This is a genomic window from Streptomyces sp. NPDC006743, from assembly GCF_040703815.1.
Lineage (GTDB): Bacteria > Actinomycetota > Actinomycetes > Streptomycetales > Streptomycetaceae > Streptomyces.
Genome location: NZ_JBEYJA010000029.1, coordinates 53822 through 76221 on the forward strand (window position 1 = coordinate 53822; position 22400 = coordinate 76221).

Sequence of the window (22400 nt, forward strand, 5' to 3'; positions counted from 1 at the left end):
CCGTCGCATCCGGAACCGGTGTCCCACTCTCGCGCGGGGTGCGGGCAGCGGTCCAACGAAAGAATCCGATCGGATTCAACGGCTAGGCTTCTCAATCATGGAACTGCGTCATCTCCAGCATTTCGTCGCCGTCGCCGAGGACCGGCACTTCACCCGGGCGGCGGAGCGGCTGATGGTCTCGCAGTCGGGTCTGTCGGCCTCCATCCGGGCGCTGGAGCGGGAGCTGCGGGCGCCGCTGTTCGTGCGCACCACCCGCCGGGTGACGCTCACGGAGGCCGGGCGCGCGCTGCTCGGCGAGGCGGAGCGGATCCTCGCGCAGGTCCGCTCGGCGCACGAGGCGGTGGCGGCGGTGCAGGGCGTGCTGCGCGGCACCCTGTCGCTGGGCACCGAGCAGTGCATCGCCGGGGTGCATGTGGCGGGACTGCTCGCCGCGTTCCGCCGGCGCCACCCGGACGTGGAGGTCCGGCTGCGCCAGACGGGTTCGGGGGCGCTCGCGGAAGGGGTCGCGGCGGGCCGGCTCGATCTGGCGTTCGCCTACCGGACCGAGCCCGACAGCGACCGGTTGCGCTCGGTGGCGCTGGCCGGTGAGCCGATGACCGTGCTGTGCCATCCCGGGCACCGGTTCGCGGCGGCCGGGGCGCCGCTCACCCCGCGGGAGGTGTGCGGTGAGGTCTTCGTGGACTTCCATCCCGACTGGGGCCCGCGCCGGACCACGGACGCCGCCTTCGCCCTCGCCGGGGTGCGGCGCACCGTGGCGCTGGAGGTCAACGACGTGCACAGTCTGCTCGACCTGGTCGACGAGAACCTGGGGATCGCGGTGGTCCCGCGTCACTTCCGGCACAAGCGGCCCTCGCTCACCGCGCTGCCGTTCGAGGGCGCCGGCGGGACGGCGTACGAGACGGTGGTCCTGCTCCCCGCCGAGCAGGCCGCCAGTCCGGCCGCCCGCGCGCTGGTGGCCCTTCTCGGCACCTCGGAGACAGGGGGGCCGGCAACACCCCCGCAGGGGTGCCGGCCCTCCTGATCCGGCCGCCGTGCCGCAGCAGACTCGTGGACGTCCCTTCACGGCAACGGCGTTCAGGAGTACGGACGATGGCGGAGCACACACGGCGCAACGTCCTGCGCGGCGGCGCGGCGGTCGCGGCGGCGGCCGGGTTCCCCGGCGGCCCGGCCGGCCAGCAGGCGGCCACCGCCGCCCCGGGGCAGCCGGCCGAACCTCACCACCCCTTCCTCGAAGGCGCGTTCGCGCCGGTCACCGAGGAGCTGACGGCCTTCGACCTGCCGGTCACCGGCCGCATCCCGCACGAGCTGAACGGCCGCTTCCTGCGCAACGGTCCCAATGTGCTCGGCCTGGAGGACCCGCGCGCGCACCACTGGATGCAGGGCGAGGGCATGGTGCACGGCGTGCGGCTGCGCGACGGGCGCGCGGAGTGGTACCGCAACCGGTGGGTGCGCTCCTCGCAGGTGGCCGGGAAGCTCGGCGAACCCTACCCGCGTCCGGTGCCGCCGGACGACTTCCCGTCCAACACGCACGTGATCCCGTACCGGGGCCGGATCCTCGCCCTCCAGGAGAGCGGACCGCTGCCGTACGAGCTGGACGGCGAGCTGAACACCGTGGGGACGTACGACTTCCGGGGCACCCTCAAGGGCGCGTTCGCGGCGCACACCAAGTTCGACGCGCACGCCGGGGAGCTGCACGCCATCGCGTACTACCCGACCTGGGACCATGTGCGCCACCTGGTCGTGGACCCGGCCGGCCGCGTCTCCCGCACGACGCGGATCCCAGTGGCGGACGCGCCGATGCTGCACGACTTCGCGCTCACCGAGAAGTACGTCGTCGTCATCGACGCGCCGGTCACCTTCGACCCGGCGGGCGCCGAGCGCGGCGACCTGGTGCCGTACGTCTGGAACCGGAAGCATCCGATGCGGGTGGGGCTGCTGCCCCGGGCGGGCGGCACGGTCCGCTGGATCGAGACGGACCCGGCGTACTACTCGCACACCCTCAACGCCTACGACGAGGGTTCGCGCGTGGTCGTCGACCTGACCACCTACCCGGCGCCCTTCTACGTCGCCGGGCGCGGCTCGGGCGGCCCGTACGGCGCGGGCCATCCGGTGCTGGAACGCTGGACGATCGATCCGCACCACGGCCGGGTCGGCAAGGTGACGATCGACGGCCGTCCGCAGGAGTTCCCGCGGGTGAACGAGGCGCTGGTGTCACGGCGGCACCGCTACGGCTACTCGGCGGCGGCGGCCGAGATGACGCTGGCCTACGAGACGGCCGACGGCAATCCACCCGACCGGGCGTTCTCCAACGCGCTCATCAAGCACGACCTGCTGCGCGGCCGCACCCAGGTGCACCGGCTGCCGACGGGCGCGGCGGCGGGCGAGGCGGTGTTCGTGCCGCGCGACGCCGGCGACCGGCGGGCCGCCGAGGACGACGGGTACACCCTGGCCTACGTCCACGATCCGGAGCGGGGCGCCGCCGACCTGGTGATCCTCGCCGCGCAGGACTTCACCGGTGAGCCGGTGGCCCGGGTGCACCTGCCCGGCCGGGTGCCGCTCGGCTTCCACGGAAGCTGGATTCCGGACGCGTGAGAGCGCCCGATGCGCGATGGTGGACGTATGCATGCGAAGGACATCCTCATCGACGGCTACGGCCGCATCCAGGAAGAAGTCCACGCCGTCGTCGACGGCCTGCCGGCCGAGCAGCTCAACGCCCGGCCCGCCGCCGACGCCAACTCGATCGCCTGGCTGGTCTGGCATCTGACCCGCGTCCAGGACGACCACCTCGCGGACGCGTTCGGCCTCGACCAGGTGTGGCTCGCGCAGGACTGGGAGAAACGCTTCGGCCTCGACCTGCACGCGCGCGAGACCGGCTACGGGCACACCCCGCAGAAGGTGGCCAAGGTGCGCGTCGACTCCGGTGACCTGCTGACGGGGTACCACGACGCCGTCCACGAGCAGAGTGTGCGGGCGCTCGGGCGGATGGCGGCCGCCGACCTCGGGCGCATCGTGGACGAGCGCTGGGATCCCCCGGTCACGCTGGGCGTGCGCCTGGTGAGCGTCCTGTCCGACGATCTCCAGCACGTCGGACAGGCCGCCTACGTCAGGGGGCTGCTTCAGAGCGCGGAGGCGTAGCCCGGCAGCACCACGTCCTCGATGAGGGCCCTGCGCTCGTCGAACGGGATGAACGCGCTCTTGACGGCGTTCACCGTGACCGTGCGCAGGTCCTCGACGCTCCAGCCGGCCTCCTCGACCAGCAGGGACATCTCCCGGGTCATCGTCGTCCCCGACACCAGACGGTTGTCGGTGTTGACGGTGACCCGGAAACCGAGGTCCTTCAGGGCGGTGACGGGGTGCTCGGCGATCGAGGTGGCCGCGCCGGTCTGCAGGTTGGAGGTCGGGCACATCTCCAGGGCGATGCGGCGGTCGCGCACCCACCCGGCGAGCCGGCCGAGCTTGCCGTCGACGATGTCCTCGGTGATGCGCACGCCGTGGCCGATCCGCTGGGCGCCGCAGACCTGGAGGGCCTGGTGGATGCTGGGCAGGCCGTGGGCCTCACCGGCGTGGATGGTGAACGGCACGCTCTCGCCGCGCAGGTGCTCGAAGGCGGCGAGGTGGTCGGCGGGCGGGAAGCCGTCCTCGGCGCCGGCGATGTCGAAGCCGACGACGCCCGCGTCCCGGAAGGCCACCGCGAGGCCGGCGACCTCCCGAGTGCGGTCGAACATCCGCATGCCGCACAGCAGGGTGCCGACCCGGACGGGGGTGCCGGCCGCCGCCGCCTTGGCCATGCCGGCCGACAGCCCCTCCTGCACCGCCTCGACGACCTCGGCCAGGCCCAGCCCGCCGTTCACCATCAGTTCGGGCGCGTAGCGGACCTCGCCGTAGACGACGCCGTCCGCGGCCAGGTCGAGCACGTACTCCTCGGCGGTGCGCAGCAGACCCTCGCGGGACTGCATCACCGCGAGGGTGTGCTCGAAGGTGGCTATGTAGCGGACCAGGTCGCCGGAACCGGCCGCCTCGACGTACCAGGCGGCCAGTTCGTCGGGATCGGTGGTGGGCAGGGTGTGGCCGGCCTCCTGTGCGAGTTCCACGACGGTGGCGGGGCGCAGGCCGCCGTCGAGGTGGTCGTGCAGCACGGCCTTGGGCAGCCGGCGGAGGGTCTCGGTGTCGATGCGCGGGGCGGTCATGTGCGGTCTTTCCTCGGCGGGTGAACGGGTGAAGGAGCGGGCCCCTCGGCGGGCGAGGGGCGGGCCGGTCAGGGGGCGGCGGGCCGACAGGTGACGGGCCGGGTCAGGGGGCGGCGGGCTGGAGCAGGTCCCAGCGGTTGCCGTACAGGTCCTCGAACACGGCGACGGTGCCGTACGGCTCGTGGCGCGGTTCTTCCAGGAAGGTGACGCCGGCGGCCCGCATCCGGGCGTGGTCGCGGGCGAAGTCGCCGGTGTGCAGGAAGAACCCGACGCGCCCGCCGGTCTGGTCACCGACCCGTGTCCGCTGCCGGTCCCCCTTGGCGCGGGCGAGCAGCAGCGCGCTGCCGTGGTCCTCCTCGCCCGGGGCGACGACGACCCAGCGGGACCCGTCCGGGCGCGGGGCGTCCTCGACGAGGCGGAAGCCGAGGGCGCCGGTGTAGAAGCGGATCGCCTCGTCGTAGTCGTCGACGACGAGGGTGACCAGGGCGATATGTCTCATCGAGGCCTTTCGGGGCGGGCGGATGACCGGTGAGGTTATACGTAAAACCTCTGCCGCGCCAGTCGCCCCGGCCGAAGCGCCGGGGACGGCGGGCGGGGGCGACGGAGCGGGATCAGCGGACTCTCGGCAGGGGCCGCGGCGGGCTCTCGGCAGGGCGGTTCCGAGGGCCCTCGTCAGGGAGAGCGGCGGGCTCTCGCCCTCGGGTCCGGCGGGCTGTCCGCCCTCGGAGTCCGCAGGCGCCCTCGGCCCGGGGGGCAGCGAGCTCCCGCCTCGGGCCCGCGCACTCCCCACCCGGAGTGAACAGGCGCCCGCACTCCGCTCCAGCAGGCTCTCGCTCCCGGGGTCAGCCGTGTCTCGCCCCCGGCGTCAGCGCTGTTCTTCGCCCTGGGCGATCTCCACCCGGTGGTGGAAGTCGAGCACGCCGGTGGCGGAGGCGCCGCAGGACAGGGCGGTGCAGGCCAGCAGCAGCCCGGCGATCCAGGCAGCGGCACGGCCCGGAGCCTGGGGCGTCGCGAGGAGTGCCTTGACCCGGCGCGGCACCGGTCCCGAGGTGGCGGCGGGCGCGCACTCCGGACGCGCCGAACGGGCCTCCTGCCCGGCCAGCGCGGCACGGGCGATGGCGCGGGCGGTGAGCCGCCGGTCCCCCACGGCCGCCGCGGCGGCCTCGTCGGCGGCCCGTTCGGCGGCCAGGCGGATGCTGCCGCGCACCGGGCGCAGCGCGGGATGGCAGTGGGCTGCGAGTTCGGCGGCGGCCAGGAAGTAGTGGTGGCCGCCGCGGTTGTGCGCGCGCTCGTGGGCGAACAGGGCCTCGCGCTCGGCGGCGTCGAGGCTGCGCAGCATCGCGGTGGTCACGACGATGCGGTGCGGGCGGCCGGGCAGGGCGTACGCGTCGGGGTGCGGGGAGTCGACGACGCACAGGTCACCGGCGGCCGGCCTGCGGTCGGCCTCCGTGCGGGCGCTGCGAAAGGCCCTCACCTCCCGGACCGCCGCCCGTCCGAGCGTGCCGGCGCACACGGCGAGCCCACCGACGGAGACCGCCGCCGCGGGCATCACCACCAGGTCGGAGGCGGTGTGCAGCGGGTGCACCAGTTCGCCCAGGCCGGCGAAGGCGGGCAGCTTGAGCAGGCCGGTCAGGACGAACCCGCCGAGTGCGGCGAGGGAGCAGCCGGCGAGCACGACCGCCGAGACGGTGATCACCCACAGCGCGGTCACGGGCGCGAGCCGGTCCGGTGCGCGCCGGGCCAGCGGCGGCACGGCGAACGGCAGCAGCAGCGGCAGGAGCAGCAGGGCGGTCATCGCTCGTCCGGTTCGAGCAGGTCGCGCAGGATGCGCTCGTCGTCGGCGCTGAGCTGGGCGACGAAGCGGGCGAGGACGGTCTCCCGGTCGGTGTCGCGGTCGAGTTCGCAGTGCATGCGGCGGGCGGTCAGCCCGTGGGCGTCCTGCACGGGGTAGTAGGCGTAGCCGCGCCCCTGGCGGCGCCGCTCGACCATGCCCTTCTCGTGCAGCCGGGTCAGGATCGTGGTCACCGTGGTGCGGGCCAGGTCGGCGGCCAGTCCCGCCTGCACCTCGCCCGGCGTCCGGGGCGCGTCGGCGGCCCACAGGACGGCCATCACACCGGCCTCCAGCTCACCGGCCGGTCTGCGTTCGTCCTTCGCGTCGGTCATGGGAACGTCCCTCACCCCGTCCTCACCTGCATTCCAGTGGACCGTCTACACAAGAGTAGTCAACCGGGTGCGGCGCCGCCGTCCCGCCTCCCCTGCGCGCGGGCGGGCGGGGCACGGCGGCGCGGGGAGGGGACGGGACGGGTTCAGCGCGCTGCGGCCGGCAGCAGCACGCGGCCGAGGGCCCCGGAGAACTGGTCCACCACCTGGGTGAGGGCCTCGCCGGCGGCCGGTGCCACGGTCAGCGTGCCGTCCTCGCGCACGGTGATGTCCTTGTCCAGGGTGAACCAGCCCTGCACGACGTGTGCCGCGCCCATGGAGGTGAGGACGGGGCGCAGTGCGTAGTCGATGGCGAGGACGTGGGCGACGGACCCGCCGGTCGCCAGCGGCAGCACGGTCTTGCCGGTGAGGGCGTACTGCGGGAGCAGGTCGAGGAGTGCCTTGAGGACACCGGCGTACGAGGCCTTGTAGACGGGGGTGCCGACCACCACACCGTCGGCGCGGGCGAAGAGTCCGGCGGCCTCCACTATGGCCGGGTGGCGCGGGTCCGCCCCGAGGAGCGCCTCGGCGGGGACGGTGCGGACGTCGAGCGGGATCACGTCGTGGCCCTGGTCGACCAGTCGCTGGTCGAGGTGGCGCAGCAGGCGGTGTGTGCGGGAGGAGGCGGAGGGGCTGCCGGACACGGACAGGACGGTGGCCATGGGTCCTCTTTCTGGTACGACGGACGGGCCCGACGGCAGCCGTGACGGACGAGTTCGGCAGGCGCGACGGGTGGGTGCGGAGGGCGCGAGGGGGTGCGGGCGCGGCGGCGGGAAGCGGGACGTACGGCGGACGCGCGGGCGCACGCCGGCGGGGGCGGGACGGCGAGGTCGGCGGACCTGCCGACGACCGGCTCGACGACTGCACGACCCGGCGACTCGAACTCGACGGGAAAGGCGGGACCTGCCCGACGGAGGAACAGACCTGCGCGGCCGCCGCCGCGGTGTCCGGGCGGTGGGGCGGGTCAGGAGAGCGGCGCGGGGACGCGCGGCGGGCCGGTCAGGCCGCGGTGCGACAGGCTGCGCTGGAGACGCGGGCGAGGTCGACATGGCGTCGCCGCGTGAGAGCCGGTCGCATGTTCATGCCGACGATCGTGGCAGCCGCCGGTGGGGCAGTCAAGGAGAGGCCGGCCGGGTCTCGTATGACGGACCGGCGCCGTGGGGCGGCCGGTCGCGGGCGGGGCCGGTGAGGGCCGGAGCGTCACCCGTCGGGCATCAGCCAGGGGTCCTGGGGAAGCGGCCGGCCGGTCTCGAGCAGGGACTTGAGGTTGGACAGGACCGCCGGCCAGCCCCGCGCCGCGGCGGCGAGTTCCGCGGCGTCGCGGAGGTGCTCGTGGGTGACGGTGAGCCGGACGATGTCGTGACAGGGCCGGACGTCGAAGGTGACCCGGGAGTGGCGGGCCGGCCGCGCCTGGTCCTCGGGCGCGGACCAGGTGAGGACCAGCCGGGTCGGGCGGTCGGACACGACGACGGTGCCGACCACGTCGGCGACGCCGGAGCCGTCCGTCCGCACGTGCTTCCAGCGGGAGCCCGGACGCCAGTCCGAGACGTTGCCGTGTCCCCAATACGCGGCGGTCACGTCGGCGTCCGTCAGGGCGTCCCAGACCGCCTCGGCGGTGCTCGCGAGGTAGGTGACGCAGACGTGGCTCGGCCGGTCGCTCGGGGCTCGCACCCTCACAGTCACCCAGGCGGTCCCCCGCCTGTCAAACGGGGCCCGCCCCTTCCGGGGGCCGTCCCGGTGGGGTGCCGTCGCGGCGGGTTGCCGGCCCGGTGGGGCGGCGTCCGGTGGAGCGGCGGCCCGGTGGAGTGCCGGCTCGCGCAGCGGGCATCCGGACAACCGCGGGGACCACGACACGGAGAGGCGAAGATGGAGATCAGCGGCATCATCAGTGCCATCGTCATCGGCATCATCATCGGTGTCCTGGGACGGCTCGTCGTTCCGGGCCGGCAGCACATAGGCATCCTCTGGACGATCGTCATCGGCATCGTGGCCGCGCTGATCGGGGCGGCGGTGGCCTCCGCGCTCGGCGTGGCGGACACCAAGGGCGTCGACTGGATCGAGTGGCTCATCCAGATCGCGCTCGCCGCGGTGGGTGTGGCCGCACTGGACCGGGCGAAGGCGCCCCGGCGCTGAACCGGCCCCCCGCCCACGGCGCCGCCCGGCCATCGCCCCGCGTTCCCGGGCAGCGCCGGAGTCTCCGCCCCCGGTGACGGGGGGGGGCGGACGCACGCCGCCCCCGCCCGTCGCCGCAGTCACGGCTCGTAGACGTACGGCGTCGTCGTGGTCAGCGGGACGAAGCCGAGCCGTTCGAGGATGGGGCGGCTCTCGCTGCCGGCGTCGACGTGCAGGTAGCGGTAGCCGCGGTCGGCGGCGATGCGGGCGCGGTGGGCGACCAGCGCCCGGTAGATGCCGCGGCCGCGCCACTGTTCGGCGGTGCCGCCGCCCCACAGACCGGCGAAGCCGGTGTCCGGCGGCATCTCCATGCGGGCCGCGCTCACCGGCTCGCCACCGGCGAGGGCGACGACGGCGACCAGGGTGTCCGGGGCCGTGGTGAGCTGGGCGAGCAGGCGGTGGCGCAGAGCGCCGCCGTCGGGACCGAAGGCCTTGTCGTGGACGGCGACCATCAGGTCCACACCCGCCTCGTCGGTGACGGTGTGCAGGCGCACGCCCTCGGGCAGCGCCGCGTCGAGCGTCAGGCCCGTGACCTCGGCGACCATGAGCGTCTCCTCCGGTTCGGCCGTGAACCCGGCGGCCGTCAGCCGCCGCCCGAGGTCCGCCGGCCGGTCGTGCCCGTACAGCTTCCATTCGAAGGGGTGGCCCAGTGCGGAGAAGTGGGCCACCTGCTCGGCGATCGCCGCGTCGGCGCCGTCGGCGTCCAGGGCGGACCACAGGACGCCGTTCCAGTCCTGTGCGGTGCTGCCGACGTGACGTATCACGTCCCCCGCCCGTTCGACGCGGGCGGCGGGGGAGTCGGGACGGGCGCGTTCGCGCAGTTCCCGGTCGTAACGGGCGAGTACCGTGGCATGATCCATGCGCCGGACCCCATCAGAGGCGGCCGCCCGGGGCAACTTCTTTAAACCCCGGCCCCCCTGGGGCGGGCCCTCCGCCGCCCGCGGCCGGCACCCTCGCGGCCCGGGCCGCCCCGGCCCGGCTAGCCCAGTTCCAGGGTGGTGACGCCGAAGACCCGTTCGCGGGCGTGCTCGCGCACCGGTCCCGTGTACATGCGGGCGGTCTCGAACGACGGCGTGAGACCGGCCTCCTCGGCCAGGGCGACGCCGGCCGCGTTGGTCTCCGGGACGTCCACGGCGATGTCCTGCCCCTGGGCCGCGGCGCACAGCGCGGCGAACAGGGCGCGCGCGTCCTCGGGGGTGTCGGCGAACAGCGGACCGATGCGCAGGCTGTCGCGGGCCGGGCGGAGCACGCCGTAGCCGGTGAGGCGGCTTGCGGCGGCGCGGCGCACGAAGGTCCGGTGGCCCGGCGTGGTCAGCCAGCGGCCGAGGAAGCGCGGGCGGTCGGCCGGGTGGCAGAGCGCGTCGTAGGCGACGAGGTCCGGCAGGTCAGCGGTGGCGGCGGGCCGCACACCGGCGGGGGCCTCGGCTGCGGGGGCGGCTCCGGCGAACCGGACGGTGCGGTGGGCCGGTCGGAAGCCCGACTGCCGGTAGTTGTCCTGCTGGGCGACGACGCCGTCGAGACCGACCGTGCGGCTGCCCGCGTGCGCCAGGGCGGTCTTCCAGGTGGTCAGGCCGTGTCCGCGGCCGCGCAGGTCGGGGCGGACGAGGTAGCAGCCCAGGAAGGCGAAGCCGGCGCCGTGGTTCACTACCGAGATCGCGGAGACCGGCTCGCCGCCGATCAGGCCGAGGAAGAAGCCGTCCGGGTCCTGGGCGAAGAAGGCTGGACCGTCGGACAGCCCGGGGTTCCACCCCTCCTCGGCCGCCCACCGGCTGATGACCGGCCAGTCCTCCAGGGTCGCCTGGGTGACGACGAGGTCTTCACGGGCCTCCAGGACCATCGGTGCGCTCCATTCCGTGGCGGGCGGGTGCGCGCAGCATCCTCGCGGATCACGCCTCCGGGCGCCACGGCGGGATCAAGCCGCGCACCGCGCCGGACGACGGGAAGCGGGACGCAGGAGGGGTGACGACCAGGCGGGGGGCGAGGTCGGGTCGTGCTCGAAGCGGAGGGTGCGCCGGGCAGGCGCCGGCGCGTGTGCGTGGGGCCGTGCGCCGGGCGGGACGACGCGGAGGGGGCCTGGGGCGGAGGGGACCTCGGGCGGAGGTCCCACCGGTGGGGGACCGGCTGCGGTGGGGGGACCGGCTGCGGTGGGACACTCCCCTGCGGCCGGGCCGGTCTCAGCGGTCCGTGCCGGGCCGGCGGCGCCGGTAGAGGACGGCTCCGCCGAGCAGGAGGGCCGCGCTCGCGGCGAGGGCGGCCGTCGTCCCGTCCGCACCGGTGTGGGCGAGCGACGTGCCGGTGCGCGGTACGGCCACGGGGTGCGGCGCGGGCTTGGGCGCCGGGCGCGGCGTGGAGCGCGCGGGGGGCGTGACGGGGTGCGGCGCGGGCCGCCCGGCGGAGGTGTTGCCGGTGGCCGGGTTGCCGATGCCCACCACGTTGACCGAGTTGCCGCTGACGTTCACGGGCACGTGCACCGGAAGCTGGATGCCGTTGCCGGAGAGCACGCCCGGCGAATCCTTTCCCCTCTCGCGTGCCGTCGCTCCCCCGGCGGACGGCGCGCCGCCCCGGCCGCCGGAGACGTCGGCGCACCGGTTGCCCGCCGCGGGGTTGAGGAGACCGACGACGTCCACCGTGTCGCCGCACACGTTCACCGGGACGTGCACCGGGAGCTGAAGGGTGTCGCCGGCGAGCAGTCCGGGCGAGCCGGCCGCGGCGCCGTCCGCGGTGGCACCCCCGTCGGCCGCGAACGCGGCGGACACCGGCACGGCCATCGCCAGCGCGCCGGAGGCGGCGACGGCGATCACACCATTTCGGGTAACCCGTTTCATAGGTCCTGTGCCTTCCAGACGTGGTCGCGGGCGCTTGCCCGCACCGGGTAGAACGCGGGTCGGCCAACCGGGTTATGGCCGGTCCGTGATTCACCCCTCCGGGTGGTGCGCCGACCGGCTCCCGGCGGCCTCTTCTCGAACGGTGCGGGGAGCGTCGTACGTCTGACGGAACGGTCCTGCACCGGCATTCCACCGGGAGGCGCGGGGCACGGGGGCCGCTTATGGTGAGCGAGGGCGTTGTCCCGGTCCGCGGCGGAGCGCCCCTGGAGGCATCCATGCTGGCCAAGCCGTCGACGCGGTCCGCGGCCCGGCGCTGTGTCTGCGTCGGGGCCGTCGCTCTGGCCCTGTGCGGTGCGGGGCCGCCCGTGGCCGCCACGGGCGGGGGACCGGCGGCCCTGGACCGCTTCTACCGGCAGAAGGTGACGTGGACGGCGTGCGAGACGGGCGCGCCGAAGGACCTGCAGTGCGGCAAGGTCACCGTCCCGGTCGACTACGCCCGCCCGGCCGCCGGCACCCTCGACCTGGCGCTGGCCCGGTACCGGGCCACGGGGCGGTCGCGGGGCTCGGTGGTGCTGAACTTCGGCGGCCCCGGCGGCTCGGGCGTGTCCGAACTGGCGCTCGGCGGACGGCAGTTCATGGACCTGACCAACGGCTACGACGTGGTCAGCTTCGATCCGCGGGGTGTGGGCCGGTCCTCCCCCGTCAGCTGCGGCGTCGACGCCGGCGGCTCCTCCGGTTCTGGCGGTGACACCGGTGCCGCGCAGGCCGACCTGGGCGACGCGCGGGCCGCGCGCAAGGCGCTCGCCGAGTGGAAGAAACTGGCGGCCGAGTGCACGGGCCACGCCGGTCCGGTCCTGCGCCACATGGGCACCGTCGACGCGGCCCGGGACCTCGACGTGATCCGGCAGGCCCTCGGCGACGGAAAACTCAACTACCTGGGCTTCTCCTACGGAACCCGGCTCGGGGCGGTGTACGCGGCCGAGTTCCCCGGCAAGGTCGGGCGGATGGCCCTCGACGGGGTGGACACGCTGACCGAACCGCTGGCGGAGCAGGGCCTGGTCGCGGCGGAGGGCCAGCAGACCGCTCTCGACGACTTCCTCGACTGGTGCGTGCAGGACATCGCCTGCCCGTTCGGCCAGGACCGGCGCCAGGCCGGCGACCAGGTCGTCCAGCTCGTCAGGTCGCTCGACGAGAACCCGGTGCCGACGGGCCTCGGCGGCCGGCTGACCGGCCAGCAGCTCGTCGGTGCGATCGGCCAGGCCCTGTACAGCAAGGCGATGTGGCCGTCGCTGGAGCGGGCGGTCGCCTCGCTGGTGCAGGACGGCGACACCCGCCCCGTCCAGTCCCTCGCCTCCGGCGGCATGGCACTTCCGGGCCGGCCGCGTCCGCAGCTCCCGCCCAACCGGCAGGACCGGCCGCACCCGGCGGCCCGGCGGAGCACGCGCGACGCCCCGCGACCGCACGGCGGCGGGCTGGTGAACGGCGCGGACGTCCCGCTGGACAACGCGCCGGCCGCGATGATGGCGGTCAACTGCGCGGACGACCCGGACCGCCCGAGCGCCGAGCAGCTCACCAAGGACCTCGGGCGGCTCAGCGCGGAGTACGCGCAGGCCTCGCCGGTCTTCGGACACTACCGGCTCAACGAGCTGCTGATGTGCTACGGCCGTCCCAGGGGCACCGACTACATCCGCACGAAGGTCCGCGACGTCGACACGGCGAAGATGCTCCTCGTCGGCACCCGCGGCGACCCGGCGACCCCGTACCGCTGGACCGTGGAGACGGCGCACCGTCTGGGCTCCTCCGCGGTGGTGCTCGACAACCGCAGCGACGGCCACACCGGCTACGGGTCGTCCTCGTGCGTGCACCGCAAGGTGGACGACTTCCTGCTGTACGGCTCGCTGCCCGCCGACGGCAGTTCGTGTCCGGCGGACCCGCAGCCCGGCACGAGCGGGTGAGGGGCCGGCCGCTCCCCCCTCCCCCGCGCGCGGCGTCCCCCGTACGGAGCAACGAGGGACGACGGGGCAACCGTGCGGCCCGCCCGGTGGTCACACTGGTCGGGCGCGGGCGAGGAGGCGCGCGGCCGCCCGGCGGCGGTCACCGCGCCCGGCCCCGACCACGCGCCCCGCACGCGTACGACCACGGACGTCACCCTGGGGGATCCATGCGTATCCGTACCGCCGTCGCCCTTTCGGCCGCACCGGCCGCCGTCACCGCCCTGCTGCTGTCCGCCCCGGCCGGGCAGGCGGCCGCCGCGCACACCGTCGCGAAGCCTGCCGCTCCCGCCTGTGCCGGGGCGCGGCTGACCGTCCGGGCACGGGCCGTGCCCGCCGACCGGACCGTGGTCCGCGTCCAGATCACCAACCACGGCCGTGCGTGCGCCGTCGACCGCGTCCCCACGGTCACCTTCGGGGACCTGGACGGCGCGGCGCAGCCGGTTCCGCCGGGCGGGAGCGGCCCGTACCGGCTCGGCGCCGGCAGGACCGCGTACGCGGCGGTGCGCACGGTGGCGCACCCGGAGGACCCGGAGGTCCGCCGGGTGGGCTCGCTGACCGTCTGGGCGAACCCGTCGGGACCGGGCCGCGTCTTCACCGCGGCCGGGCTGGGCGCGGGCGGCCCGATCAGGGTGTGGGAGCCGGTGACGACGTGGTGGCAGCCGTCGGCCGCCGCCGCGGACCGGGCGATCGGACTCGGAGCCGCGAACGAAACGGGCACCCGGCTCGCGGCGTCCGCAGCTGTCAGCCGGTGACGATCTCCGGGCGGTAGAGGTCGAGCCACACGGCCAGGTCGAGGGTCTTCTCCAGGCCGCGCCGCGCCGCCTGCGTGCTGACGGGGGTGTCCCGGTGCGCGGCGCGGCGCACCCGCTCCCGGTCGACCAGTTCGAACACCGGGTGGTCGGGCCGGGCGAGCAGGTCCTTGACGTGGTTCTGCAGGGCGGTCGCGTAGGCGGGGTCCTGGGTCGACGGGTAGGGGCTCTTGACCCTGTCGTACACGGACTTGGGGAGCAGGTCCGCGGTCGCCTCCCGCAGCAGGCTCTTCTCCCGTCCGTCGAACGACTTCAGCGACCAGGGCGTGTTGTAGACGTACTCCACGAGCCGGTGGTCGCAGAACGGCACGCGGACCTCCAGGCCGACGGCCATGCTCATCCGGTCCTTGCGGTCCAGCAGGACGCGGACGAAGCGGGTCAGGTGCAGGTGGCAGATCTGCCGCATCCGGTACTCGAAGTCGCTCTCGCCGTCGAGGCGGCGGATGGCGGAGACGGCGGTGCGGTAGCCGTCCGCGACGTACGCCGGCAGGTCCAGGGCGCGGGCGAGTTCCGGGCGCATGACGTCGCCGTCGTCGCCGAAGTCGCGGGTGAAACGCACCAGCCAGGGGAAGGTGTCGGCGCGGCGGGCCTCCTCGTCGAAGAACTGGAGGTAGCCGCCGAAGACCTCGTCGGCGGACTCGCCGGACAGGGCGACGGTGGAGTGGTCGCGGATGCTGCGGAACAGCAGGTACAGCGAGGCGTCCATGTCGCCGAAGCCCATGGGCAGGTCACGGGCCCTCAGCACCCGTGCCCGCACCTCCGGGTCGGCCAGTGACTGCGCGTCGAGCACGATGTCCTGGTGGTCGGTGTCGGCGGCGCGGGCCAGGTCGTGCACGAACGGCGTGTCGGGCGTGCCGCGCAGCTCGTCGGCGACGAACCGGTCGGTCTGGCCGACGAAGTCGACGGCGAAGCTGCGCACCTTCTCGCCCTGCTCGGCCAGTTGCCGGGCGGCCAGGGCGGTCATCGCGGACGAGTCGAGGCCGCCGGAGAGCAGGGTGCAGCGGGGCACGTCGGCGACGAGCTGGCGGCGCACGATGTCGTCGAGGAGGGAGCGCACGGTGGTGATGGTGGTGTCGCGGTCGTCGGTGTGCGGCCGGGTCTCCAGCTGCCAGTAGACGCGGGTGCGCAGCCCGCCCCGTTCGACGGTGACGACCGTGCCGGGCTGGACCTCGTGCATGCCGTCCCACACGGCGTGGCCCGGTGTCTTGACGAAGGCGAACAGCTCACGCAGGCCGTCGAGGGTCACGCGGGGGCGGACCAGCGGGTTGGCGAGGATCGCCTTGGGCTCGGAGCCGAAGAGGACGCCGTCGGGCGTCGGGTGGTAGTAGAACGGCTTGATGCCCATGCGGTCGCGGATCATGACGAGCTTGTCGTGCCGGCCGTCCCAGACGGCGAAGGCGTACATGCCGTTGAGCCGCTCGGCGACACCGTCGCCCCATTCCAGGTAGCCGCGCAGCACGACCTCGGTGTCGGAGTCGGTGGTGAAGCGGTGACCGCGCGCGACGAGGTCGGTGCGCAGCTCCGTGAAGTTGTAGGCCTCGCCCGAGTAGACCATCGCGACGGTGCCGTCCGGGGTGGTCTCGCTCATCGGCTGGCGCCCGCCCGGCAGGTCGATGATCGCGAGCCTGCGGTGACCGAGCGCCGCGGGTCCCTGGGCCCACGTCCCCCGGTCGTCGGGGCCGCGGCAGGCCATCGTCTCCGTCATCGCGTCCAGCGTCGCGGCCTCGGAACGCAGGTCGCGGTCGAAGGAGACCCAGCCGGTGATGCCGCACATGTCGTACCTCCAGCGAACCAGTTGTACCCAGCACCTATATGACGAGCGTGTTTCACCCCGCCCGGGACCGTCAACGCGGCCGTGACCCGCGCGGCCGCGCGGCCCCCGCGCTTTCGGCCGGACTTTGCCTCCCGGAGATCCGCCGGCCGGCCGCCGACCGGGAGCGGCCCCGGGTGGTTCCGCTCCGATCCGGCCACCGGCAAAGACTTGTCCAACGGACGCCGTCCCTCCGCCTCCGTACACGATCTCCGGAGACGACGCGCGCCGCCTCCGGACGACGTGACGCCCGGACGGGCATGGCCATCCGGACCGACGCGGTCCGTGGGACCCGGCGCGCCTGCCTGACCGGCGTCCGCCCGTCGGACCGCCGTGACTCACCGGACCGCCGCGGCCCGCCGGACCGGCACGGCCCGTCGGAGAGGCGTGGCCCGTCGGACCGGCATGGCCTTCCGGGCCGGCATGGCCTTCCGGGCCCGTACGGCCCTCGGACCGCGTACCGGCAAGCGAGCGCCCGCAGCAACCAGTTACCCCGCTCGCGGCGACCGATTACTCCAAATGCCCGATATGCGAATCCGCCCTATGGTGCTGTCATGGAGCACGATCTGAGTCCCGCGACCCTCGCCGAGCTGCGGCGCCCGCGCAGCTATCCCGCGGTGTCCGTGCTGACGCCGACACATCGCAGGGAACCCGACAACACCCAGGACCGGGTCCGGCTGCGCAACGCCGTGGCCGAGGCCAAGAAGCAGCTGGAGACCGACCCCGCGGTCACCCGGGAACGCCGGACCGACGTCGAACGCCAGCTCGATCAGGCGCTGTCCGAGGTGGACCTGACCTACGCCGAGGACGGGCTGCTGATCCTCGCCGCGCCGGGGGAGCACCAGGTGTGGTCGCTGGGCCGCAGCGTGCCGGAGCGGGTGGTTCTCTCGGACACCTTCCTCACCCGCAACCTGGTCTCGGCGAACGCGGCCGAGCGGCCCTTCTGGGTGCTGTCCGTCTCCGCCGACCGCATGACCCTGTGGAGCGGCGGCGGAGGCCGGATCGCCGAGGACCGCACCGGCGGCTTCCCGCTGACCCGGGATCTCGACGAGAACTTCGACGCCGAACGGCAGGAGCGGATCGGTGACGCGCCGAGCACCTTCCGCGACGAGCGCACCCGCCAGTTCCTGCGGGAGGCCGACATCGCGATGGGCGCCGTGCTGCGCGAGCACCCGCGCCCGCTGTACGTCACCGGCGAGCCGGGCGCGCTGGCGGTCCTCGACGAGAGCGGCGGTGTCGCCCGCGACGCGGTGCACGTCCCGCACGGCGGTCTGGCGCACGGCACGCCCGAAGCGGTGCGGCGGGCACTCCGGCCGGTGCTTCAGGCGCGGGCCCGCGAGGACACCGAGGCCGTCGCCCGGGAGCTGGAGGCGGCACGCGGGCGCAAGGCGTTCGCCGCGGGCGTCGACGAGTTGTGGCGCAGCGCCCGCGAGGGCCGCGTCCGGCTGCTGGCCGTCGAGGAGAACTACCGGGTGACCGTGCGCGACGACGCCGGCGACCACCTGGTCCCGGCCGAGGGCGGCGACCTCGACGCCCGCGAGGACATCGTGGACGAGATCGTCGAGCAGTGCCTGGAGACCGGGGCCGAGGTCCGCTTCGTACCCGACGGCACGCTCGGCGAGGAGCAGGGCATCGCCGCCGTGCTGCGCTACTGAGCGCGCCGCCTTGGCTCCCGGCCCCGGCCGGCCCTCCTCGTCGGCGTCTACGCTACGGCGCAACCGTCGACGAGGAGGAACGCACGTGGGTGAGCTGCTGGGTGTGGCGGTGCTGGGCGCCGGGCACATGGGGGCCGATCACGTACGGCGCCTGGACCGGGTGGTGAGCGGCGCCAGGGTGGCCGCGGTGGCCGACCCCGACACGGCACGGGCCGAGGAGGCGCTGGGCGGCATCGCGGGGGCGTCGGTGCACGCCGATGCGGTGGCCGCCCTCGACGCGCCCGGCGTCGACGCGGTCCTGATCGCCTCCCCCGGGCCCGCGCACGAGGAGGCGCTGCTCGCGGCCTTCGCGCGCGGGCTGCCGGTGCTGTGCGAGAAGCCGATGGTGCCGGACTCGGCCGGTGCGCTGCGGGTGGTGGAGGCGGAGGCGCGGCTGGGCCGGCGGCTGGCGCAGATCGGCTTCATGCGGCGCTACGACACGGGATACCGGCAGCTCAAGTCCCTGCTGGACAGCGGGGAGCTGGGGCGGGCGCTGATGCTGCACTGCACCCACCGCAACGTCTCCTCCCCGCCGCACTTCACCAGCGCCATGCTGATCAACAGCTCGGTGTCGCACGAGATCGACGCGGCCCGCTGGCTGCTCGGGCAGGAGCTGACCGCGGTCACCGTCCTGCGTCCGGCGGCTTCCGCCGCGGCTCCCGAGGGGCTGCTCGACCCGCAGTTCGTGCTCTTCGAGACGGAGCGGGGCGCGCTGGTGGACGTGGAGGTCTTCGTCAACTGCGACTTCGGCTACCAGGTGCGGTGCGAGGCGGTGGGCGAGCGGGGCAGCGCCCGGATCGGCGACGACCACGGCATGGTCGTCACCCGGCGGGGCGGCGCGCGCGAGCAGGTGCCGCAGGACTATCTCGTGCGCTTCGCCGACGCCTACGACCGCGAGGTGCAGGCCTGGGTCGACGCCACCCGGAGCGGGCGCGTCACCGGGCCCGGCGCGTGGGACGGCTACGCCGCCTCCGTCGTCGCCGAGGCGGGGGTGCGTTCACTGGAGCACGGCGGCCGGGTGCCGGTCGGCCTGGCACCCCGCCCGGACCTGTACGCCCCCGCCGCCTGAGCCCGGGTACCGGCCGCGGGCTCCGTCACACCGCACCGAACAGGGCGCTCAGGCCGCGGTCGACGGCGGCGCCGACGTCCTCCCGGCCGGGCGCGACGACGGCGTAGCTGCGCAGGAGGAAGCGGCGCAGCGCCGGGGTGTCGAACTGGAGGAGGGCCATGCCCGACCGGGAGTGCAGTTCGATCGCCGTACGGGAGCCTCCGCAGGGCCAGAAGTGCACGTCGCCCGTCCCGGCCGGCTGTTCGAGGCCCTCTTCCAGCAGGATGCGGGAGAAGGTCCAGGTGACCTCCTCCCCGTCGAGGGAGGCCTCGGGCGGGAAGTCGAGGTGCACGGCCAGCGGGTCCGCGGAGGCGTAGCGGAGCATGGCGGGCACGGTGAGTTCCTGTCCGTCCGCGGTGATCAGACGGGCGCGGGCGGACTGCTCGAGAGTGGTGTCCATGGTCGGTCTCCCCTGCGGGTCGGAGGTCGGCCGGTTCTGCCGTGTGTTCTTAGGAGCCCGCAGGTGCCGTTTGCATTACGCCTGACCCCCCACCAATTCATGTGACCTGCATCACCCTGCCGGTCCCGGGGTGTCACACCCCCGCCGACGGGAACACCGAGCCGTCGAACACACGCATGAACGCCGGCGTGGATCGCCCGCGATTCCGTCAATTCCCGTAGTCCGCCTACGCCTTGACCGTCCCGCGCAGTAGGCCGAAGGCGCAGTCGAGTCACCCCGCGAAGACTGTGGCATATGCCAGAAGCACCACCGTATCGTGTGTCGCCGAATCCCTTACGGGCCGTCGCCGGCTGTGCCACAGTCGTAGCGGTCCCACCGCCCCACGCGACCCGTCCCCTCATCGGAGTCCGTCATGCCCTCCCCCCTCTTCGCGGACCGCCCGCCCGGCCGGCCGGCCGGGCGCGGTGCGGTCGACGCCCCGGCCTCCCGGGCGCGCCGGTCCGAGGGCGAGGGCGGCGCGGTGCGCCGGGAGGCACGGGAGGGCTCCCCGCTCGGCCGGGTCGGCAGCGCGGAGTGGAACCTGCTGACGGGGGTGGCCGACTGGTCCGCCGCACTGCACCGGATCCTCGGCCGTGACCCCGCCGCCCCCGCACTCACCCTGGACGAACTGCCCTCCGTGGCGCACGAGGAGGACAGGGCCCGGCTGACCGCGATGGTCACCGGCTGCCTGGTCGACGCGAAGCCGGTCGACGGCGAGTTCCGCGTCGTACGGCCGGACGGCACGGTCCGCACCGTGCACATGAGGAGCGAACCGGTGCTCGGCGCCGACGGCGGAACCGCCTCGATGCGGGCGGTGCTGCGGGACGTCGGCGCACGGCGCCGCGGCCGGACGGCACTGCGCGAGACCCGTGACTCGCCGCAGCGCCGGCGGCATCCGGCGCAGGCCGGGCACCGGCTCGCGGTCGAGCCGCGGGAGACCGCGCCGCCCCCGTGGCGCGGCTCCCCGCGGCTCCCGCACCGGGGCGGCCCGGGGCTCGACCTGGCCGCCCGTCATTTCCCCGCCGCCTCGGGCCCGGTCACCGGCGGCGACTGGTACGAGACGCTGGAGCTGCCCGGCGGCGACACCCTGCTCGGCGTGGGTCACCTCACCGGAGGCGGACCCGGCGCCGCCCGGCTGCTGAGTGCCCTGCGCGGGACGGCCGGGACGGGCCCCGGACCGGCCCTACTGCTGTCACGGCTCCCCCAGTTGCCCGGCACCGCCGGCCGGACCGGCCCGGTCGGCGCCGTCTGCTGCCGCTACCGGCCCGCCGGGCGCACCCTGACCTGGGCGCGGACGGGCCTCCCCGCCCCCCTGCTGTTCCGCGACGGGAGGGGGCGGACACTGGACACGCCGGACCGCGTGCTGCCCGGCGCCGCTCCGGCCACCGGTCACGGGCAGGCCGAGGAGACCCTCCGGGCGGGCGATCTGCTCCTGCTGCACTGCGGCGCCCTGGGGCCCGGACGCGACACGACGGCAGCCGTGACCCGCCTGCTGGATCTCGCCCCGCGGTTCGCCTCGGCGCGCAGCGCGCGGGACGGTGTGCGCACGGTCCTGGAAGAGTTCGGCGCGGCGCAGCGCGAGGACGACGCCGGTGTGCTCGTCGCCAGGGTGACGCCGTGACCGGATGACGCCGCAACCGGCGCCTCGGCTCCTCTACGCCGGTGCGCTGCCCGCGCCCTTCGTCCTCGGCCGGGGCAGGGCGAGGCGGATCTCCTCCCGCAGTTCGTGGATCTTCGGGTAGGTGGCGTACTGCGCGGTGAGCCGGTACATCTCGCGCAGCCGGTCCCAGGTGCGCCGGGAGGAGTTCGACCCCATCGACATCAGCGCCAGCCGTGCGTAGCGGTCCGCCTGTTCGGGATCGTCCGCGATGAAGCAGGCGGAGGCCATGGACAGGTGATCGAAGATCTTCGACCGCTCACGGCCGTCGACCCGCAGGGCCAGCGCCTTCTGCGCGTAGTGCTGGGCGTGCGCGGCCGCGTCCGGGTCGAACTCCGCCAGCGTGCGGTACGCGAGCGCCTGCATGCCGTACAGGTCCTCGTCCTTGAAGGTCTGCATCCAGGGCAGCGGCTCGTGGTCGCCCTTCTCCGAGACGAACAGGTCCTCCGCCCGGCCGAGCGTCCGGCGCATCGCCTGGCCCTTGCCCATGGACGCCTGGGCCCAGGCCTCGATGGTGTGGAACATCGCCTGGGTGCGCGGCTGCAGTCCCTCACCGGAGCCGGACTGGGCGAGTTTCATGAGGTCCAGTGCCTCGTCGGGCCGGCCCAGGTGCACCATCTGGCGGGCCGCGCGCGAGAGCGCCTCGCCCGCGCGGGGCCGGTCACCGCCCTCGCGCGCGGCATGGGTGGCGATGACGAAGTACTTCTGGGCGGTGGGCTCCAGGCCGACGTCGTGGGACATCCAGCCCGCCAGGACGGCGAGGTTGGCGGCGACGCCCCACAGGCGGCGCTGGAGGTGGGCGGGATGGCGGTAGGCGAGCATGCCGCCCACCTCGTTGAGCTGGCCGACCACCGCCTTGCGCTGGAGCCCGCCGCCGCGGGCCGCGTCCCAGGCCCGGAACACCTCCACCGAGCGTTCCAGCTCCTCGACCTCCTCCGCGCCCACCGGGGCGGCGTCGTAGCGGTCGAACCCGGCGGGGTCGGCGTGCAGGGGGTGGTCGAGGTCGGGGGCGTCGGCCTTCAGGGTCGGATCGGTGTGCAGCCAGTCGCGCATGGCGCCGGTGAGTGCTGATCCCGCGGTGAGCGCGGCACCCGCGCCCACCAAGCCGCGTCGGTTGAGCATGAGGTCCATTCCCGTGAATTCGGTGAGGACCGCGGCGGTCTGCTCGGGCGCCCACGGCATGCCGTCGGGATGTTCCACGTCCCGCTCGCCCTGCCGTTTCCCCGTACGCCCTTGCCGCACCAGACCGAGGTCCTCGATGGTCACGACACGGCCGAGACGCTCGGTGAACAGGGCCGCCAGCACCCGCGGCACGGGATCGCGCGGGATCTCTCCCATGTCGATCCAACGCCGCACCCGGGAGGTGTCGGTCGCCAGCTGGGGGTGGCCCATGGCCGCCGCCTGCCGGTTGACCAGCCTGGCCAGCTCCCCCTTGGACCAGCCGGCCAGGCCGAACAGATCCGCGAGACGGGTGTTGGGTTGTCCTGTCACGTCAAGCCCCCAGGT

At 74.6% G+C, this 22400-nt stretch carries 22 protein-coding genes; 9 read left to right on the forward strand and 13 right to left on the reverse strand.

Annotation, left to right across the window (positions count from 1 at the left end; translation table 11 throughout):
* Positions 1-97 precede the first annotated feature (97 nt).
* From ABZ719_RS23055 to ABZ719_RS23065, 3 genes are all read left to right on the forward strand, one after another.
* Positions 98-1021 carry a LysR substrate-binding domain-containing protein gene (locus ABZ719_RS23055; protein ID WP_366727057.1) on the forward strand — a complete coding sequence of 308 codons (924 nt, stop codon included), beginning with the start codon at positions 98-100 and terminating at the stop codon, positions 1019-1021.
* A 68-nt stretch (positions 1022-1089) separates the two neighbouring features.
* Positions 1090-2592, forward strand: a complete 1503-nt coding sequence (locus ABZ719_RS23060; protein WP_366727058.1) for a carotenoid oxygenase family protein — start codon at positions 1090-1092, stop codon at positions 2590-2592.
* A gap of 27 nt (positions 2593-2619) precedes the next feature.
* Complete coding sequence (locus tag ABZ719_RS23065; protein ID WP_366727059.1) at positions 2620-3135, forward strand: DUF664 domain-containing protein; 516 nt, start codon at positions 2620-2622, stop codon at positions 3133-3135.
* Here ABZ719_RS23065 and ABZ719_RS23070 read toward each other — a convergent pair.
* The 7 genes from ABZ719_RS23070 to ABZ719_RS23100 all read right to left on the reverse strand — a co-directional run bounded on the left by ABZ719_RS23070 (position 3117) and on the right by ABZ719_RS23100 (position 8057).
* Positions 3117-4187 (reverse strand): adenosine deaminase, encoded by a 1071-nt coding sequence (locus ABZ719_RS23070; RefSeq protein ID WP_366727060.1) that lies wholly within the window; start codon positions 4185-4187, stop codon positions 3117-3119. The two genes, ABZ719_RS23065 and ABZ719_RS23070, sit on opposite strands and share 19 nt — an antisense overlap.
* A 103-nt stretch (positions 4188-4290) precedes the next feature.
* Positions 4291-4686: a VOC family protein gene (locus ABZ719_RS23075; protein ID WP_366727061.1), complete on the reverse strand. Its 396-nt coding sequence runs from the start codon at positions 4684-4686 to the stop codon at positions 4291-4293.
* A 366-nt stretch (positions 4687-5052) separates the two neighbouring features.
* Positions 5053-5982 (reverse strand): M48 family metalloprotease, encoded by a 930-nt coding sequence (locus ABZ719_RS23080; protein WP_366727062.1) that lies wholly within the window; start codon positions 5980-5982, stop codon positions 5053-5055.
* The gene (locus ABZ719_RS23085) at positions 5979-6350 is read right to left on the reverse strand and encodes a BlaI/MecI/CopY family transcriptional regulator (RefSeq protein ID WP_366727063.1); all 372 of its coding nucleotides are present in this window, start codon (positions 6348-6350) and stop codon (positions 5979-5981) included. The genes ABZ719_RS23080 and ABZ719_RS23085 overlap by 4 nt, the downstream gene beginning before the upstream one ends.
* A 143-nt stretch (positions 6351-6493) precedes the next feature.
* The gene (gene ssuE / locus ABZ719_RS23090) at positions 6494-7048 is read right to left on the reverse strand and encodes an NADPH-dependent FMN reductase (RefSeq protein WP_366727064.1); all 555 of its coding nucleotides are present in this window, start codon (positions 7046-7048) and stop codon (positions 6494-6496) included.
* Positions 7049-7385: 337 nt separating this feature from the next.
* The gene (locus ABZ719_RS23095) at positions 7386-7469 is read right to left on the reverse strand and encodes a putative leader peptide (RefSeq protein WP_366727097.1); all 84 of its coding nucleotides are present in this window, start codon (positions 7467-7469) and stop codon (positions 7386-7388) included.
* 117 nt (positions 7470-7586) lie between these two features.
* On the reverse strand, positions 7587-8057 hold the full coding sequence (locus tag ABZ719_RS23100; protein ID WP_366727065.1) for an SRPBCC domain-containing protein: 471 nt from the start codon (positions 8055-8057) through the stop codon (positions 7587-7589).
* Between the two features lie 195 nt (positions 8058-8252).
* Here ABZ719_RS23100 and ABZ719_RS23105 point away from each other — a divergent pair, with 195 nt between their 5' ends.
* Positions 8253-8519, forward strand: a complete 267-nt coding sequence (locus ABZ719_RS23105) for a GlsB/YeaQ/YmgE family stress response membrane protein (protein WP_037853935.1) — start codon at positions 8253-8255, stop codon at positions 8517-8519.
* 119 nt (positions 8520-8638) lie between these two features.
* Here the strand turns inward: ABZ719_RS23105 and ABZ719_RS23110 are convergent, their stop codons facing one another.
* The 3 genes from ABZ719_RS23110 to ABZ719_RS23120 all read right to left on the reverse strand — a co-directional run bounded on the left by ABZ719_RS23110 (position 8639) and on the right by ABZ719_RS23120 (position 11383).
* A complete protein-coding gene (locus ABZ719_RS23110; RefSeq protein WP_366727066.1) occupies positions 8639-9418 on the reverse strand; it encodes a GNAT family N-acetyltransferase in 780 nt (259 codons plus the stop codon).
* Between the two features lie 119 nt (positions 9419-9537).
* Complete coding sequence (locus tag ABZ719_RS23115; RefSeq protein WP_366727067.1) at positions 9538-10395, reverse strand: GNAT family N-acetyltransferase; 858 nt, start codon at positions 10393-10395, stop codon at positions 9538-9540.
* A 337-nt stretch (positions 10396-10732) separates the two neighbouring features.
* Positions 10733-11383, reverse strand: coding sequence for a chaplin family protein (locus ABZ719_RS23120; protein WP_366727068.1), 651 nt, complete (start codon positions 11381-11383; stop codon positions 10733-10735).
* Between the two features lie 275 nt (positions 11384-11658).
* Here ABZ719_RS23120 and ABZ719_RS23125 point away from each other — a divergent pair, with 275 nt between their 5' ends.
* Positions 11659-13338: an alpha/beta hydrolase gene (locus ABZ719_RS23125; RefSeq protein WP_366727069.1), complete on the forward strand. Its 1680-nt coding sequence runs from the start codon at positions 11659-11661 to the stop codon at positions 13336-13338.
* Between the two features lie 206 nt (positions 13339-13544).
* Entirely contained in the window at positions 13545-14129 is a 585-nt protein-coding gene (locus ABZ719_RS23130; protein WP_366727070.1) for a DUF4232 domain-containing protein, read from the forward strand.
* Here ABZ719_RS23130 and asnB read toward each other — a convergent pair.
* Entirely contained in the window at positions 14119-15960 is a 1842-nt protein-coding gene (gene asnB, locus ABZ719_RS23135; RefSeq protein ID WP_366727071.1) for an asparagine synthase (glutamine-hydrolyzing), read from the reverse strand. The genes ABZ719_RS23130 and asnB overlap by 11 nt on opposite strands.
* A 590-nt stretch (positions 15961-16550) precedes the next feature.
* Between asnB and ABZ719_RS23140 the strand changes: the two genes are divergently transcribed.
* Both ABZ719_RS23140 and ABZ719_RS23145 read left to right on the forward strand, forming a co-directional pair.
* Positions 16551-17651: a chemotaxis protein gene (locus ABZ719_RS23140; RefSeq protein ID WP_366727072.1), complete on the forward strand. Its 1101-nt coding sequence runs from the start codon at positions 16551-16553 to the stop codon at positions 17649-17651.
* Positions 17652-17736: 85 nt separating this feature from the next.
* Complete coding sequence (locus ABZ719_RS23145; protein ID WP_366727073.1) at positions 17737-18759, forward strand: Gfo/Idh/MocA family oxidoreductase; 1023 nt, start codon at positions 17737-17739, stop codon at positions 18757-18759.
* A gap of 25 nt (positions 18760-18784) precedes the next feature.
* Here ABZ719_RS23145 and ABZ719_RS23150 read toward each other — a convergent pair whose 3' ends face one another.
* A complete protein-coding gene (locus tag ABZ719_RS23150) occupies positions 18785-19198 on the reverse strand; it encodes an SsgA family sporulation/cell division regulator (RefSeq protein WP_366727074.1) in 414 nt (137 codons plus the stop codon).
* Between the two features lie 412 nt (positions 19199-19610).
* Here ABZ719_RS23150 and ABZ719_RS23155 point away from each other — a divergent pair, with 412 nt between their 5' ends.
* Positions 19611-20858, forward strand: a complete 1248-nt coding sequence (locus ABZ719_RS23155) for a SpoIIE family protein phosphatase (RefSeq protein WP_366727075.1) — start codon at positions 19611-19613, stop codon at positions 20856-20858.
* Between the two features lie 33 nt (positions 20859-20891).
* Here the strand turns inward: ABZ719_RS23155 and ABZ719_RS23160 are convergent, their stop codons facing one another.
* Positions 20892-22385, reverse strand: a complete 1494-nt coding sequence (locus ABZ719_RS23160) for a hypothetical protein (protein WP_366727076.1) — start codon at positions 22383-22385, stop codon at positions 20892-20894.
* Between the last annotated feature and the right edge of the window lie 15 nt (positions 22386-22400).